Below are 15,601 nucleotides of genomic sequence, written 5' to 3' on the forward strand. Positions count from 1 at the left end.
GAATGTTATGGATTTTTCTAGTGGTATTTTTGCATTTTTTATAAATGATTTTTCATTCCCGGAATCAAAAATAGGCGACTTTAAACTTTTTTATGATAGTGTTTCAGGGGACTTTGTTTCTAAAAATGATCCGGAATTACGATATGCAAAAGAAGGCGTATTGTCGGAACCTCATTTTTTGATTTTTAAAGAAGTATCGTTTCAAGATGAGGATGGAGATTTTGTTACTGAAGTTGAACCATATAAATTTTCGTAAATTAAGATTTGCAGAATAGAACAACAAAAACCCAAGAGTAAAGTTCTTGGGTTTTTGTTATATAACGGGATTACATTTCTAAGAAAGATTGTCTTCTTCTTTCCATAATAGCTTGTTGCATTTGATTTTCAGCTTGCTCATAAATCTGTTTTTTTAATCGTTTTGTATGTTCTTGGTTGGAGAAGTGAGCAAAGTCTACTTCTTTATAGTCATCCTCTTCGTATGTTGAAAAAGAAATCCCCTCGCGTTCTTTTTCAAAAGATACACGATAGTTTTTTCTAATAGATCCGCCAAAGTAAAAGGTTGGATTCCCCTCTTCTTTTTTAAGTTCGCTATGAGTAGTGTAGGAGAACTCTGATTGTAGATTATCAAAGAATTTGTAAAATTCAGCTTCTTTCAAGCGAATCTCTTTGTTAATCTCAGCTTGTTGCAGCTCAAACGCTTCTTTTTGCTTGATTTGAGCTCGTTCAGCTTCGGTTTTGGATTCAGCTAGCTGACGAGAGGTATAAGCTCTTATATCGCTTTTTTGGGCCTTATTTAGCGCGATAGTTTTTTCAAAATCATCTGTTACAGCTGGCAACTGGATAGGAGAAGAAAACGCCGGTTGTGTTCGCTCTAAAGGTTGGTGAGAAGCAACATTCTTATGTGGTGGATTTTGATTGGCTTGGATTTGTTTTAGGACATCCGAGTAATGATTCCCTTCTAGTGCTTTATTGGTATCTCTCATCCGGTATTTGGTCTTTCCTGCTTCACGTTGTCCCACATGTTCATATCCAAAAGATTTTTCTCCGCGTTGATAGCGTTCCACACCTTTTTCTGCTAATAGTGCCTTAAAATGATCTTCTGACAGGGCATTTTCTTTCGCATATTTAACAGCTTGCACAATTTCACTTTTCCACGTGACACCGCCACGATCTAAAATCCTTTTTTCTACGCTCTTTTCAGCACGTACAGCCCCTTTATAGGCTTCTAAAGGCTGAATGTCATAATCTTTGCAGACTTCATCTGAAAGGTTCCGAAGGATCACTAAATCCTTGTCTTTCTCCATGTGGTATTTTTTACCCGATTTAAAAGCCACCGCATTCGTGACAATATGACAATGCAAATGATCTTGGTCTACATGAACAAAAACACCTGATTCGTGATCTTTAGCGATCTTTTCCGCTAAATTTATCCCAATTTCCAGACATTTTTGTTGGTTTGGTAAAGTATTACGCAGTTCTCTAGGGTTGAAGGACAAGACAAAGTGTATGCCCTGGCGTCCACCATTTTTATTAAAGTAATTGCGTGTTTCCTCAAAATCGGAGCGAATATCAGCAATATCGCAATTGACGCCTGCTTTTAAGGCACACTTATTGATTTTTTTTCCTGTACTGTTGGTCACTTGCTCATTCTCACAATAATTGAGAGTCGCATTCACATTTCGAGTTCCACCTAACACTTCAAATACTGGCATAGATACCCCTCACTTTTAAAAGAACAGACTGTTTATGTTGCTTCTAATCTGTTTCCCTTCTTTTTGAAATTCTTCTTCTGAAATTTCTTTTTTCCCTACTAATTGTCTGGTGTCATTTCTGATCTCCAGCAAACTGGTCATGACTTGTTTTTTTTCAGAGACATAGAAAGAACTAGAGGTGTTTACTTGACGTGCGATCTGATTAATATTGTTTCCGATTCTGCCGATTTGAGTGTTTAAATCTTTGATCACTTCTCGATCTGTTTTTGAAGTGGGAGCTGCCAAATTCAGTACCATAAATTTAGCTAAAGCATTAATAGTCATACCGTACTTTTCTGCTAAATAGGTTGCAGTCTCTAACTCTTCTTCTGTCAATCTAAACTTCACTTCTTTTGATTTCGTCATACGTTATTTACACCGCCTATTGATTAGTCCAGAATAGTTGATTATAATAAGATTATATATGTACCAATAGATTTTAGCAAGCATATCAAAAAGGGCCCATGCTTTCAGCCTGTTCCATTTTGGACTTGTTGGGGTTCCCCCAATCCCCTGTTTAAAAATACATAGGATTATTGATAAAACAAAAGTAAAAGGAGAAAAAATAATCGTGAAAAAAACCATTACAGATGAACTGGATTTATTAATCAAAAGACAGACAAAAGGTGAAGAAAAAAATCTAGAAATTGAATTGTCTTTAGTAGATAAATTAGAAGCGGAATTGAAAGAGAGAAAGAAAAAAGCAAGACTGAAAATGAAAGAAGAAGAAGATAAAAAAATACTGAAAATTGCTAAAAATTTTATGAAAGAGCATGGATTAAGAACGTCAGAGGAATTTTCAAATATAACAAAAAATAGGTTGTTAAATGAAGAACAACAGGAAGCGTTAGAGCCCTTATTGCAAGATGGAAAAGAAGTTATTAATAACCCAAACAAGTTTTTAGATATTAATTTAGTTAAAAAAAAATTATCTAATTTATATCAAATATTTTGATGAGCTATAAATTGAATAAATGTATGCAAACAAGAACCCTACTATGAATAGTTTTGTTAAATTTCAATACGAAGAGAGTGGGAAAATCCGCTTATCCCCGAACTACTGTTACGAATAAGTACAGGATGATAGTAGAACATTCGAGCATTATTCGTTACAGTGGTTCGGAGCTACCTTTTTGAGTACGTTTACGAAATCTATATTCGTAAACATAAAGAAGCTGGGAGTTAATTCCCAGCTTCTTCATATAGAGTTCGTAAAATAATAATAAAAATAATCTTTTAATATGTGAGTCATTTAAGCTGTAATTAACTAATCTGATTAATAGAAAATTTACTACATTCAATTATGATAGTTGTTTGTGAAAATAATAAAATTTCATGTCTTAAATAATTGTGTCTAACTATTGATAACTCGTCATGGGACCATTCATCTAATCCTCTATCAAATAATATTTGGTCACTTTCTGCTATTTTATTTCTTGATATATCAAAATCTAATAAGTATACTGTCACATTTTCCCATAACAACTCATATTCATGTTCATTCCAGTGCTTTAAGTGAGCTGATACTGATACAATACTATCTTTTTCAGTATTATGGTTGGATTCACCATAATTGTTCACTATGGTGAATTTATTTAATGTACTATCGTGAAAACTTTCGTTTAACATGAATTTAAAAGTTTTAGGATCTAACATTTTTTTTAAAGACAGTAAGTTTTTATGGTAACCCTCTAAGTCATGCTTGGCTTCAGTGAAATATTTCATAAAAAATCTCCTTTTAAATTGCTAATAAAAATGCGCCCCATGCGCTTACTGCTCCAGATGCGAAAATCATTAAACCAACGACACTAACAAAAATACCAATTGCTATAACAATATCAGCGTATTTACGTAAATTCAATTTTTTTGATGTAATTTGTTGTTTAGCTTTTTTCATATTAGCTAAGTCTTTTTTACCTTTTTTATAATCTGCTAGTCCTCTTGCTTTATTTTGGATGTCTTTTGGAACCCCAGCACTATTTAAGTTTTTCCCATGTGACTTCGTTCCATCTACGTTTTCTACCCCTTTCTTGTCCCCTTTTTCTACATGGACATGTGGTTTGGAAGCACCACCGTGAGTTGGCTTATCTACTCTGGCTTTCCATCCTTTACCTAAATTATGCCATTGCCCATAGCCAAAAGTAGTAAACGCTTCTTCTTTAACAGCATCTGGGGTCCAGTAGGATTCAGAAGTTACTTCTATTTTACTTAGTTCTTCCTTAAGCATTAACAAGTCTATATCATCTTCACTAACAAATCCTTGTTTTTCTCTTTTTGCTTCCACTATCTTAGTTAATTCAGTAATGTTAGATAAAGTATCAGAATTTTCTATAGCTGCTGAAGCCTGCAAAGGTGTCAATGCCATCGTGACAAGTGCAATTAAAAATATAGATATTTTTTTCATTTCCATCCTCCTAGTACATTTTAATAAACAGTATTCATATTACCCCTGCCCTCCTTTTCATGTATTTATTATCCTCATTTTTAACTTATATGTAACGCAACTATTAGTTTACATTTAGCAACTAATGGTTTACATTCAACTAAATTAGAATTGCAAAAAGAGGTGAATATGCTGTCACCTCAGATTTAAGATTTTTTTATTTAAAATAATTGATATCACTTCCTTTTTGTATTACAATGTATATACAGAAATGGAGGGGTTGATTTTAATGAGTGTCATATCGCTAAGAATTGATAACGAAGAAGATAAATTAATCAAAGAGTATGCTAAGGCAAACAATATTTCAGTTTCAGCCTTATTCAGAAATTCTGTTTTGGAAAAAATTGAAGATGAAATTGATTTAGGTCTTTATAACCAAGCTATGGCCGAACACAAAGAAAATCCGCAAAGTATTTCATTTGAGGATATGCTAAAGGAGCTATCTGATTAAATGAGTTCAGGTTACCAAGTCGAGTTCGAAAAAGGAGCTCAAAAAGCATTAAAAAAGATGGATAAACACCAAGCTCTTTTAATTATGGGATGGATTCAAAAAAATTTAGTGAATTGCACGGACCCTAGACAGCATGGGAAAGGATTAACGGCCAATCGATCAGGAGAGTGGCGCTATCGAATTGGGGATTATCGGTTAATAGCCGATATCAATGATGAGACAGTCACTATTCTAATGCTAGAAATTGGTCATAGAAGAGAAATTTATAAATAAACCATTCAAATTGAGTGAAACATATTCAATATAAAAGGATTCTGCTACTTGGTTTAAGTAACAGAATCCTTTTTCGGTCCAATTCATTCATTTATCTATATTAGGTATGTAGGGCAGCAGTTCGAGGACTACCACCTTAAAAATTACTTATTTTTGGTATTACTTTTTTTATGTACAAATCAGTAATGCTCGAAAGCTAAGGATAGAGAACACTATACCGATTATTCTTGTTAAATCATTTGTCACTAATCTAGCAAAAAAAATGTCATATGATAACACCGATAACCTATGTATATCAACTTTTGCAGCTACTGGACTATTAGCGGAGAGAAAGCGGCAATAAAATACATTATTATAACTGGCACCACTAAAGGAATATCGATAATCTCCTAACGCATTATAGTGAGCCACTTGTTTAGTGATCGCTGATTAGTCCTTTTCTGTTGCGAGCTTAAGAATAACCTATAAGGATTGTAGCTTGCGACTTATAAGGACTTGACCGTATTTGATTCATCCGGAGTATACACCCAAGTCACCTAATCAATTCCGTTAATCATTTTATCTCGAGAAATATTTCTAATAACTTGATCAATCTATCTTTTGCTATCTCATTTGACACTCTTATAACGCACTCTCATACTTCTATGTAGTCTGTCAGATTATATTCAGAAGCTAATTTTTTTGAAAATGGGATCTCTCTTTTCTTACTTAATAACTCAAAAAAACGATATTCACTTTCAGAGCCTTCTTTAGACGAGACAATATTACTCTTATGAATTACTGGTATATCAGTAGCAAAGTAATAAGAATTGTTTGTGGTAATCGATATTCTTAAAACATCACCAAAAATAATATCAGAAGACTTACCATAATTTTTAGGCTCTACAAGAAATATATTGTTGTCACTATATATTTTCATTACATTTTTACTCAATGTGCTTATACACTCCTTTTCTATACTTATTTTAGTTCAAGTATAACAGTATATTTGATCAACGGTTTAGTTTATTACAAAAATATTCTATAATTAAAGTATATAAAACGTGTTATATTTATTTTGAAAAATATTCAGGAGGTTATAGTATGTTTAGTATAGAGCTTGGTGCAGATGGTTTGAAATTAATAGATACTGCAAAGAAAGAAAGAACAATTCGAGAGTTTAAAGGTAGAAGCCTAATAGACTTTCCTTCTGAATATATATTGATTGATATAGAAACTACTGGTTTAGATCCTAGATTTGATTCTATTATTGAAATAGGCGCAATCAGACTCAGCGGAAACAAAGTTTTAAGTAGTTACAATGCGTTAGTTAAACCTACTAATACATACGAAGATAATACCTATGTTAATTCTTTTATTACACAACTAACGGGAATTAGTAATGAAATGATTGAACGAGAAGGAATTCCAGAAAGTAAAGCGATTGAAGGTTTTATAAAGTTTATCCAACATGATATTTTAGTAGGATACAACGTTAATTTTGATATCAATTTTCTCTATGATTCATCGCTTCAATACTTAAATATACCTATGACTAATGATTTTATAGACATTATGAGGATTGCGAGAAAGCAACTAAGAGAACTAGAACGCCATAGACTAAAAGATTTAATTAAGTATTACGGAATTTCGGATGAAGACCACCATAGAGCTTTACGAGACTGTCGTATTACAGGAGAAGTCTTCACTCATCTAAGAAAGGAGATTGAACAAGGAATTGGATTAGATGAATTTACAAAATATTCAAAAAGATCCATTAGTAAAGTGAAAGCGAGTGATATAAACGCCGAAAATGACGAATTTAATACCGATAATCCTCTTTTTGGAAAATATATTGTTTTTACAGGGAAACTGGAAAACATGATTCGAAAAGATGCTATGCAATTAGTTAAAAATTTAGGAGGAGAACCTCAGGACCGTATTACAAAGGAGACTAATTATCTTGTTTTGGGAGATATCTCTTATAGCAAAAATGTTAAAGGAAACGCAACGGCTAAACAAAAAAAAGCAGAAAAAATGAAAATAGAAGGCCAAGATATAGAAGTTATATCAGAAAGTGTGTTTTATGATATGTTACCTTGAGTATTAGATAGCTAAACAAGATGAAATTGGTAATTATCGTTTAATAGCCGATACCAATAGTAAGACAGTTACTATTCTCATGCTAGAAATTGGTCATAGAAGAGAAGTTTATAAATTTTTTTTTGAATTACATAAACTGATAATTAAGTAAAAAGGTATTCTACTATGTAAAATCAGTAGATTACCTTTTTACTTAATTATTTATCTGAATTGAGCTTGTAGGGCAACTATAGCATTTTCGATGATTTCCTGCTGTGTTGCCTGAATAAGTAATGTTGTGTCTAAATAGTCTTGGATTTCTTCAACGACCTTTAAGATAGCAGGGTTTATTTGTACGTAGACATTTTCTGACGGCATAAGATTCACCTCCTTTTTCCTTTGCTATACATAATAACGAAGAAGTGGGAGATTTCGTTACATATGTCTACGCATAGATAACAAAATTAATAAAAATCTCATATCGAAAAGATTATCAGATGGTTGAAGAGAGAAGTTTCGAGTTAAATAAAGCTAAATCAACAGTCATTAGTTGTTATAAATCATAGTTTTTAAAATGGGAAGACACGAGTACTTTTTTCAAAAAAATACTTAAGTTCCGTCTTCTTTTCCGTAATTGAGTAGTTTAATGCTTCTTTTTCTTATGAGTATTTAAAACTTTAGAGGCTTCTTTTTTTGTTTTCTTACTTGTTTTATCACTAGCTAAATTTTTTGCAGCTCTTGTTAACTCTTTATTTTTATGAACAACCATAAATGCACCTCCGTAAAATTAATTAGATATTGGCTTCTGTTCTCAATATTTATTATAATGATTTTTTTAAATTGACTATCTGTTGTAATAAATTGCAATAAACATGGAGACTACAGATTACAGAATTATAAAAAACAGATATTTAATTACACTTTTACACAATTCTACAAGTGTAAAAGTGTAATTTCATTCTAGATATCATTATAAAAAGCAATATTATACAATTAAGTATGATGTATTTAAAATATAAACGATATACTGAAGTTCAAAAAATGTTTGGAATTTGGAATGAGAACTAAACTAAAATACTGTAATTGTTTATTAACATTATCATATGACGAAGTGGCAATATTATTAAATAAATTATAAACCAGGCAAAGATAATTATTTTAATTCCTTAATAGGCTTTTGGGATTTTTGAAAAGCATTCTTATCTAACTGACAACTTAATTTAATAGTTTTAAAAAAAAATCCTAAAAAAATTTTGGGTCAAATTATTTTTACTTATTAACTATATTTATAAGTATACACTTAAAGACAATACATAAAATTAGATAGAAACGTGTATTCAGAATCTTGTACAATCAAATTTCTCATTCATCCTAAAAAGGAAAAAGTATAGCTATCAATACCGTAGACATAATTGACAGAAAAAATTTAAATATATACCTTTTATTGCTGGATTTTATGATGAAGTTAGCCACCTAAGCTAAAATATTATTTTTTTATCTTTAGGATGTTAAATTCAATAGTTCAATATTTTTTAATATCAGAAATTAGTATATAGTGTTTAACAGGACTATGCTCTATATAAAAGTCACCACTAATATATTTTTCGATATATTCTTGAGTCTTTATATAATCAATATTACAAATAGTCTCTCTAAGATCATCTATTTCGTCCAAAAATATTAACTCTAAATCATATCCTTCGAAATCAATTAAACCTAAAGCTTGGTCAAACAAATAATCAAATTTCTTTTTATCTATATTACCTACAGTAATTAATCTATCTATATCAATATAATCAAATCTTATTGTACCAAAACGAATTTTTCTAGTTAAATCATAAAGTTTGATTATTATCAGTAATAGATAATAGACAAAGGCTTGTTCGTAGTTCTTGTAGTAAACTTCTAAATGGTGCCCTTTCACTCTTAAACATTCGCTAAGTGTAAAGCTGCGTGGAAAGAGCCATTTCTTTTTAGAGTATTTTTCAATTAAAATATCTAATACACCTAGTTTCAATTCTTCAAAACGGATTGGATACTGAAATGCTTTCCTATATCTCGCAGCCATATAAACTGAGAAATATTTATCTTTATGTGCTGATACAATGTGTTCATTATACTCAAGGATTTTCTCCCCCTCATTTGTCAACTTAAAAACTTCAGGAATATTTGAAAGGTGTATGTCGTTATCTAATAGTCGTTGTACGAGCTCTTTCTTTATTCCTTTAGACTTGATTTTATTTTCTTTTAGTAATTCACGTAACTGTGGAAGTGTCAGGGCATTGAGCTGCTCAGGATAGTTACCATATTCTAAAAAGTTTTTATTAAGTAATTTATCAATAGATGTAGCAACATCAACAGCATAACTTATATAATAGTTAGGAATCTTTCTTTCAGTATTTTTGCCCCTACACCAAGCAAGTAAGATTATTTCACCAGGAATCAAACCAGAGTCATCTTTTTTTAAAAGTTCAGGTTCAAATTCTAGTTCACTTTCCTCGTTTTCGTAACGGTTAAATGACTCAACAAAATAGCTTCTGTCTTTTAAACAAACAATCTGATTTTCTGGACCTTCTGGAAGTTCTAGTTGATCAAGTGGTATACCACATATAAAACATTTACCTAGAACTTCTTGTAGAGGGATAACATTTTCATTAGTATCCTCTAGATACTTTTTAATCTCTTCCTTTGTAAATTGTCTCATTATAATAATCTCCTTCTCGATGATTTATGTTATGTAGTAGACAAACATATCTATCGTTAATCATTCCTTTCAGTTTTACTTAATTCTTATTGTGACAAACTTCTCTTCATTTTAGGATACATGATTTTACTTAAAATCGTGTATATAAACCTTTATTAGATCAAGGGTCTATATACATGATTTTTAAGTTAGGAAACCTAAATATTTAAATCGACACTTATAATAGACAGCGAAAAATCAATCAGATCAATACCTGGTAAGTGTCAATTTTAGGTAGACCCTATTCGAACTAATCATTTTTTCTCGTTAATATTTTTTCTGCAAAAAATTGAACAATATAAATCACCATAACATAAAAGATAACTCTAACAATAAAACTAACAACATTATTTGTAATTAAGGGTTCAATAGTATGATCAAACAAAATCGTACTAAAAAATACAGTTAAAAATACAGTTACTCTATTTTGTAGTTTAGACAATTAAAACTCTCCTTTTTAGTATTGCTCTACTGTCATCAATTATCAGATACATGAAATTAGATAGAATCAAGTAAACAGAACTCAGATTTAACAATGTTCTGTTTACTTTTGATATTTGTCCTTATTCTTGGATATAACAATAATTATAAACAAGAAACATACTAAAGTTAAAGCCATATAAAGTGCACTCCTTATGTTATATTTTGTTTAAAGATAACATATTTAAATTTTTATTTTTTAAACAAGAATTTATGATACATGAAATTACATAAAAACGGGTATTGAGAAATTTGTTAGTTTAAGGTTATTTTTCAACGCAAAAAGGTCTGGTTTTAACCAGACCTTTTTGCGTTGAATCGTTAATTTCTTCTGAAAATAGTCTTAATTATTGATCTTTTTGAGAAGTCAAAATACGAGGGCCCTCTTTTGTAATTGCTATCGTGTGTTCGTATTGGCAACTTAATCCGCCGTCTTTTGTTCGGGCTGTCCAACCATTATCGTCCATTTTTACTTTCCATGTTCCTGTGTTTACCATAGGCTCAACCGTAATAACCATGCCTTCTTTCAACCGTAGGCCTTTACCTGGTTCTCCATAGGGAGGAACGTGAGGATCTTCATGTAATGTTGGACCGACACCATGACCTAAGAAGTCTCTTACAACGGACAAATTCTCGCTTTCAACGTACGTTTGAATTGCATGACCGATATCTCCTATACGGTTTCCAACTTGTGCCTGTTCAATACCTTTATACATAGCTTTTAGAGCAACTTCCATTAAATGTTCCTTCTCAGGAGTTGATTCTCCAACCACATAGCTCCAGCAGGAATCTGATAAAGCTCCTTTCAAATTAATAACCGTATCAACTTTGATTAAATCTCCATTTTTAAGGACTTCTTTTCTTGGAAAACCATGACAGATCTCATCATTTATGCTAATACATGTTGCATATTTATAATCTTCAAATCCAATTTGCTCAGGTATTGCGCCATTATCTAAGATGAATTTATGACAGAATTCTTCAATATCCCAGCTGGTTATGCCAGGTTTAATAAAGTCACGTAAAGTAATATGCATATTCGCTAATACTGTACCTGAATCATCCATTGCATTTATTTCACGTTCTGATTTTAATGTGACCACGTAAATTCCTCATTTCTTTACACCAATAATTAGATGTATGCATATAGTTATTGTAACAAAGAATAACTATATGCATACATGAAATTCCATAAAATCGTGTATCCAGAATGCTATATCTATAGGGTTCTTTTTTTATACCGGTGTCCAATACATGATTTCGTGATATAATAAATGAAATCATGTATCTGTTTTGTGAGAGGAGAGACCATTTCAATGAGTTATAATGTACAACCATTAAGAACGCAGCAAGAAATCAACGATTTTTTATTCTGTTTACGCCGCAATAAAAATGCAGATCGGGATGTTTTTCTGTTTTTAATTGGCATTAATAGCGGTTTGCGCATGTCTGATATCGTGAAATTAAAGAAAAAAGACGTGATTTCCTCGAAAAACCCACGTATTGTGGAGCAAAAAACCGGGAAAACGCGCATTTTATATTTAAGCAGCCTGCAGGAGTTGATCCAGGACTACACGAAAGACTTGGAGCCAGAGGATTATTTGTTTCCCAGTGCCAAAGGCGGTCATTTAGAAGTCAATACGGTCTATCAGATGTTTCAAAAGGTCGCCGCACTATTAGATCGGGACGATATTGGCACGCACACGCTGCGCAAGACGTTCGGGTACCACTATTATAAGAAAACCAAAGACGTGGCTACACTCATGGAAATATTCGGTCATAGCAGCGAAAAAATTACCAAACGCTATATCGGAATCAATGAAGATGAAATCAGCGAGACTTTACTTAATTTTAGACTAGGTTTTTAAAAAATACGTTGGGTTATTCCAACCAAACATATTTTCGTATATAATTAGTTTAGAAGAAAAAGGTCACCCAATACTGATATATTGGGTGACCGATGGATAAATAAAAAACACTAATTAATATTATTTTTAGTAGATGTACCGACTATTTTTTAGTTGGCACATCTACTTTTTTATGTGGAATCATCTCTAAAGTAATTTTTAATATTTGATTTATAATACGCTATTTAACATGAATGCAGTTATACAAAGACGATAAATAATATTAAAAATGTCGATTACGACATTTTGTGTTGTCACTACTTTAAGAGAGTAATAATAATATATGTAAGTAACTTAAAGGAGGTAATCAACATGTTCGAAACTACAGGTTGGATCATCGTAATCATTAAACCTTAATTTAAGGAAAGCCACAGTCAATACATAAATACTCGTTACACTAAAATAAACAAATTTCAGAATAGATATCTATTCTGAAATTTGTTTATTTTTTTCATAAAACAACTTTAAATTTGTTCCATATTCTGGCATAGCTAAAAAATTAAATATTTTTATAGCCTCGAAAATCGGATCTAAAAATAAATCATTCTGAGATTCTCTATAATAAATTAGATTTTTAAAAAAAGTAAACATGTTTTTATTAAAGAAATTATCTGGTTTTGTTGAAATAGAATCAACAATAACAAAAAATGATTTTGCACAATTATCGTTATTATTTTCAATGCAAAATCCAATGAAATTAATAATAATTGTTTCTACAAGCAAAGGTTCACGCTCAATTATAGTAGGTTTTGAAACAATAGAATTAATAATAGAAATATTGCTATCCAAGTCGTAAAAATCAATCATATTATTATACAAACTTAACCTGAAAGAATCCCAATTATTCATAGAAAAAATTTTTTGTTTAAAGAAATCTTTTTCTTCCACAGATAATAATGTTAAATCTTGTTTTATATTAACTAGGGTAAGAGTGATTAAAGAATTATAAAATTTATAATTATAATCATCCTTGTTAAATACTGTATTTAAATTTTTCTTTAGTTGTTCTAAACGATTTGTATCAAATTGATAATAGGCCTGCTCTATTTCGTTAGCTATTGCAGTATTTATAGAATCGTTATAAATATCATCTAAATTAACTAATTCTAGAAATTCATTGGTAGAGATATTATTTTTTTGAAGAATAATAAATAAATTATCTGCACTAATTTTATGAACGCCACGTTCAACTTTCGAATAGTATGATGTAGTAATGAGATTATGACACATTTCTTTTTGTGATAGATCTCTTTGGATACGTATTTTTTTTAATGCCTCACCTATGTTCATATATCTTATATCTCCTTTCAATTGTAGTTTACGACACATTAAAATATTTTATTTTTAACACTATATACTATAACTATAACTATATATGAAAGTATACGAAGGAGAGGAAAAAATGAGAAATATTATTAAATACTTTTGGAAAGATAATCTATTAGTTTTCTTCCTAATGTTAGGAGCTGGGATTAGTTCAACCTTAGCAAGCTTTGTCAATGCGTCTATTCTTAATTCGTTAATTAAATTTGATTTAGAGTTGTTTTTATCAAGCATTGTTAAGTTAATTATTGTTTTTTCTATTTTCTTAATCTTTACTTATTTTCAAATTATTCAGTCTCGAAAAACAACACAAAAAATGTCGAAACATTTACGTTTTAAAATAATGGAAAGAGTAAAAAAATTATCTGCAACAGAATTCAAGAAAAAAAATGAAGGGTATTATACCTCTTGGTTAAGTAATGATATTAATCAAATCGAAGAATCTGGATTTTTAATGTTTTATGAGCTAGTAGCTAATTCAATTAACTTATCTTTAGCTTTAATTGCTCTTTTATATATCCACTGGTCATTATTGATTATGACCATTGTAGAAGTTATTATCATTATGCAATTACCTAAAATATTTGGAAAAAAAATGACTGAATCTACTGTAAAAATTGCTGAAGCCAATGAATCCTTTATATCTAAAACAACTAATTTGTTGTCAGGATTTAGCACATTCTTTGTGTTTAACAATTTAGGTTATCTTGTAACTGAGCTAAAAAAAGAATTTTCTAATTTAGAAAATTCTAAGAATAACCAAACTTCTTTTATGGCGAAAGTTGCAATTGTAGGTGGTTTAGGAAACGTTATAGGACAAATTAGTTCTTATGCATTAACAGGTTATCTTGCTTTATTAGGTCGTGTAACAGTTGGTATGTTAACAACTACAGCTTCTCTATCCTCTAATGTATTTAATACGGTAGGGAATCTTAGTCAATATATTGCCGCTATTAATAGCGTTGAACCTTTGATTGATAAAATCAATATCTTTTCCAATACAGCCAATATACTAGAAGAGAAACCTCAAAAAGAGTTACAATCACTATCCACTTTAAAGTCTGGTATAGAGCTTAAAAATCTTACGTTTGGTTATAAAGACAAACAGTCGATATTTAAAGATATTAATTACACGTTTGAATTAGGTAAAAAGTACGCTATATCAGGTGATAGCGGGACAGGTAAATCGACGATCTTAAACTTAATGATAAAAAATCTAAGTCCTTCTAATGGACAAATTACCTTAAATCATTCAAATATCAATCAAATTGATACAAGGGATCTATTATCACAAGTAACCTATATAGAGCAAAGTCCTTATGTTTTTAACGGAACAATTAGAGACAATCTTAATTTAGGCGATAACATCGAAGAGAAAAAAATGAAAGAAGTTTTAGAATATGTTGGCTTAAATGAATATGCTAAACAATTAGATACAGTTATAACAGAAAATGGAAATAATTTTTCAGGAGGTCAAAAGCAACGTTTGGCACTAGCAAGAGGACTTATCAGAGATAGCAATATTATTTTGTTAGATGAAAGTACTTCTAGTTTAGATTACAAAACAGCAATTTCTATTGAAAAATTTATTTTAAGTATTCCAAATAAGATGATTATTATGATTTCTCATCATTTAAACAAAGAAATAAAAGAAGAATTACATGGCATATTAGATTTGAATGAATTTGTCTAGCTTAAACTGGTTGAAGTTATAAGTAATAATATAAGCAAAAAAATAAAAAGAGGTCGGTAAAAAACCCCCACCCTCTTTTTATTTACATAATCTCCATTAAACAAAGAACCCCATTCATTTTATTATGGAGGGGTTCTTTGTTTAAAATGATACGGTACCTAGTAACTAATCATTTCCTTACTTAAACACTTATTTACTAGTTATTTAGTTACTTAGTTACTTAATTACTTAATTACTAATTGCATAAAATAAAATCATTCTAAAAAAAAGAGGTAAGATGTATGTTCACTGTTGAAATATCAAAAAAATAGTTCGAATTAATAAATCAAAATTTCTTTCAATAATATACTTTTAATTCTGTTATTTGTTAATAATTGATATAACGTCCAAAGTACTAAAGAGACCCCTCATAGCTGTATGAGGGGTCTCTTTGATTTTTACATTTAACTAACTTTATCGTTCCCTACTTAAAATGG

Annotated in this window: 17 protein-coding genes; 7 read left to right on the top strand and 10 right to left on the bottom strand. The window is 30.5% G+C overall.

Annotation, left to right across the window (positions count from 1 at the left end):
* The first annotated feature begins 7 nt into the window (after positions 1 to 7).
* On the top strand, positions 8 to 256 hold the full coding sequence (locus tag ACE025_RS05395) for a hypothetical protein (protein WP_485938223.1): 249 nt from the start codon (positions 8 to 10) through the stop codon (positions 254 to 256).
* A gap of 70 nt (positions 257 to 326) precedes the next feature.
* Here ACE025_RS05395 and ACE025_RS05400 read toward each other — a convergent pair whose 3' ends face one another.
* The gene (locus tag ACE025_RS05400; protein WP_485938225.1) at positions 327 to 1,712 is read right to left on the bottom strand and encodes a relaxase/mobilization nuclease domain-containing protein; all 1,386 of its coding nucleotides are present in this window, start codon (positions 1,710 to 1,712) and stop codon (positions 327 to 329) included.
* Positions 1,713 to 1,727: 15 nt separating this feature from the next.
* On the bottom strand, positions 1,728 to 2,117 hold the full coding sequence (locus ACE025_RS05405; protein WP_485938227.1) for a plasmid mobilization protein: 390 nt from the start codon (positions 2,115 to 2,117) through the stop codon (positions 1,728 to 1,730).
* 205 nt (positions 2,118 to 2,322) lie between these two features.
* Between ACE025_RS05405 and ACE025_RS05410 the strand changes: the two genes are divergently transcribed.
* Positions 2,323 to 2,706 (top strand): hypothetical protein, encoded by a 384-nt coding sequence (locus ACE025_RS05410; RefSeq protein ID WP_485938229.1) that lies wholly within the window; start codon positions 2,323 to 2,325, stop codon positions 2,704 to 2,706.
* A gap of 308 nt (positions 2,707 to 3,014) precedes the next feature.
* Here the strand turns inward: ACE025_RS05410 and ACE025_RS05415 are convergent, their stop codons facing one another.
* Complete coding sequence (locus ACE025_RS05415) at positions 3,015 to 3,476, bottom strand: hypothetical protein (protein ID WP_485938231.1); 462 nt, start codon at positions 3,474 to 3,476, stop codon at positions 3,015 to 3,017.
* A 13-nt stretch (positions 3,477 to 3,489) separates the two neighbouring features.
* Positions 3,490 to 4,155 carry a hypothetical protein gene (locus tag ACE025_RS05420; RefSeq protein ID WP_485938233.1) on the bottom strand — a complete coding sequence of 222 codons (666 nt, stop codon included), beginning with the start codon at positions 4,153 to 4,155 and terminating at the stop codon, positions 3,490 to 3,492.
* 268 nt (positions 4,156 to 4,423) lie between these two features.
* On the opposite strand from ACE025_RS05420, the gene relB reads away from it, so the two are divergent.
* Both relB and ACE025_RS05430 read left to right on the top strand, forming a co-directional pair.
* Positions 4,424 to 4,645, top strand: coding sequence for a type II toxin-antitoxin system RelB family antitoxin (gene relB, locus ACE025_RS05425; protein WP_485938235.1), 222 nt, complete (start codon positions 4,424 to 4,426; stop codon positions 4,643 to 4,645).
* Positions 4,646 to 4,918, top strand: a complete 273-nt coding sequence (locus ACE025_RS05430; protein ID WP_485938237.1) for a type II toxin-antitoxin system RelE family toxin — start codon at positions 4,646 to 4,648, stop codon at positions 4,916 to 4,918. It begins immediately after the preceding gene.
* A 634-nt stretch (positions 4,919 to 5,552) separates the two neighbouring features.
* On the opposite strand, the gene ACE025_RS05435 is transcribed toward ACE025_RS05430, so the two are convergent.
* Positions 5,553 to 5,852: a hypothetical protein gene (locus ACE025_RS05435; RefSeq protein WP_485938239.1), complete on the bottom strand. Its 300-nt coding sequence runs from the start codon at positions 5,850 to 5,852 to the stop codon at positions 5,553 to 5,555.
* 149 nt (positions 5,853 to 6,001) lie between these two features.
* Between ACE025_RS05435 and ACE025_RS05440 the strand changes: the two genes are divergently transcribed.
* Positions 6,002 to 7,000: an exonuclease domain-containing protein gene (locus ACE025_RS05440; RefSeq protein WP_485938241.1), complete on the top strand. Its 999-nt coding sequence runs from the start codon at positions 6,002 to 6,004 to the stop codon at positions 6,998 to 7,000.
* A gap of 201 nt (positions 7,001 to 7,201) precedes the next feature.
* Here ACE025_RS05440 and ACE025_RS05445 read toward each other — a convergent pair whose 3' ends face one another.
* The 4 genes from ACE025_RS05445 to map all read right to left on the bottom strand — a co-directional run bounded on the left by ACE025_RS05445 (position 7,202) and on the right by map (position 11,305).
* Positions 7,202 to 7,357, bottom strand: a complete 156-nt coding sequence (locus ACE025_RS05445) for a hypothetical protein (protein WP_485938243.1) — start codon at positions 7,355 to 7,357, stop codon at positions 7,202 to 7,204.
* 265 nt (positions 7,358 to 7,622) lie between these two features.
* Positions 7,623 to 7,748, bottom strand: a complete 126-nt coding sequence (locus ACE025_RS05450; RefSeq protein WP_485938245.1) for a hypothetical protein — start codon at positions 7,746 to 7,748, stop codon at positions 7,623 to 7,625.
* Positions 7,749 to 8,501: 753 nt separating this feature from the next.
* Positions 8,502 to 9,683 (bottom strand): SAP domain-containing protein, encoded by a 1,182-nt coding sequence (locus ACE025_RS05455; protein ID WP_485938247.1) that lies wholly within the window; start codon positions 9,681 to 9,683, stop codon positions 8,502 to 8,504.
* Positions 9,684 to 10,549: 866 nt separating this feature from the next.
* The gene (map, locus tag ACE025_RS05460) at positions 10,550 to 11,305 is read right to left on the bottom strand and encodes a type I methionyl aminopeptidase (RefSeq protein WP_485938249.1); all 756 of its coding nucleotides are present in this window, start codon (positions 11,303 to 11,305) and stop codon (positions 10,550 to 10,552) included.
* A 213-nt stretch (positions 11,306 to 11,518) separates the two neighbouring features.
* Between map and ACE025_RS05465 the strand changes: the two genes are divergently transcribed.
* The gene (locus ACE025_RS05465) at positions 11,519 to 12,070 is read left to right on the top strand and encodes a tyrosine-type recombinase/integrase (RefSeq protein ID WP_485938251.1); all 552 of its coding nucleotides are present in this window, start codon (positions 11,519 to 11,521) and stop codon (positions 12,068 to 12,070) included.
* A gap of 465 nt (positions 12,071 to 12,535) precedes the next feature.
* Here ACE025_RS05465 and ACE025_RS05470 read toward each other — a convergent pair whose 3' ends face one another.
* Positions 12,536 to 13,399 (bottom strand): helix-turn-helix domain-containing protein, encoded by an 864-nt coding sequence (locus ACE025_RS05470; protein WP_485938253.1) that lies wholly within the window; start codon positions 13,397 to 13,399, stop codon positions 12,536 to 12,538.
* 112 nt (positions 13,400 to 13,511) lie between these two features.
* On the opposite strand from ACE025_RS05470, the gene ACE025_RS05475 reads away from it, so the two are divergent.
* Complete coding sequence (locus ACE025_RS05475) at positions 13,512 to 15,125, top strand: ABC transporter ATP-binding protein (protein ID WP_485938255.1); 1,614 nt, start codon at positions 13,512 to 13,514, stop codon at positions 15,123 to 15,125.
* The last annotated feature ends 476 nt before the right edge of the window (positions 15,126 to 15,601 follow it).

Source organism: Desemzia sp. AGC72 (assembly GCF_057334175.1).

Excerpts from the sequence above, each read along its gene's own strand:
- ACE025_RS05395 (WP_485938223.1), top strand. The coding sequence starts at position 8 with ATGGATTTTTCTAGTGGTATTTTTGCATTTTTTATAAATGATTTTTCA.
- ACE025_RS05400 (WP_485938225.1), bottom strand. The coding sequence starts at position 1,712 with ATGCCAGTATTTGAAGTGTTAGGTGGAACTCGAAATGTGAATGCGACT.
- ACE025_RS05405 (WP_485938227.1), bottom strand. The coding sequence starts at position 2,117 with ATGACGAAATCAAAAGAAGTGAAGTTTAGATTGACAGAAGAAGAGTTA.
- ACE025_RS05415 (WP_485938231.1), bottom strand. The coding sequence starts at position 3,476 with ATGAAATATTTCACTGAAGCCAAGCATGACTTAGAGGGTTACCATAAA.
- ACE025_RS05420 (WP_485938233.1), bottom strand. The coding sequence starts at position 4,155 with ATGAAAAAAATATCTATATTTTTAATTGCACTTGTCACGATGGCATTG.
- relB (WP_485938235.1), top strand. The coding sequence starts at position 4,424 with ATGAGTGTCATATCGCTAAGAATTGATAACGAAGAAGATAAATTAATC.
- ACE025_RS05430 (WP_485938237.1), top strand. The coding sequence starts at position 4,646 with ATGAGTTCAGGTTACCAAGTCGAGTTCGAAAAAGGAGCTCAAAAAGCA.
- ACE025_RS05440 (WP_485938241.1), top strand. The coding sequence starts at position 6,002 with ATGTTTAGTATAGAGCTTGGTGCAGATGGTTTGAAATTAATAGATACT.
- ACE025_RS05445 (WP_485938243.1), bottom strand. The coding sequence starts at position 7,357 with ATGCCGTCAGAAAATGTCTACGTACAAATAAACCCTGCTATCTTAAAG.
- ACE025_RS05450 (WP_485938245.1), bottom strand. The coding sequence starts at position 7,748 with ATGGTTGTTCATAAAAATAAAGAGTTAACAAGAGCTGCAAAAAATTTA.
- ACE025_RS05455 (WP_485938247.1), bottom strand. The coding sequence starts at position 9,683 with ATGAGACAATTTACAAAGGAAGAGATTAAAAAGTATCTAGAGGATACT.
- ACE025_RS05465 (WP_485938251.1), top strand. The coding sequence starts at position 11,519 with ATGAGTTATAATGTACAACCATTAAGAACGCAGCAAGAAATCAACGAT.
- ACE025_RS05470 (WP_485938253.1), bottom strand. The coding sequence starts at position 13,399 with ATGAACATAGGTGAGGCATTAAAAAAAATACGTATCCAAAGAGATCTA.
- ACE025_RS05475 (WP_485938255.1), top strand. The coding sequence starts at position 13,512 with ATGAGAAATATTATTAAATACTTTTGGAAAGATAATCTATTAGTTTTC.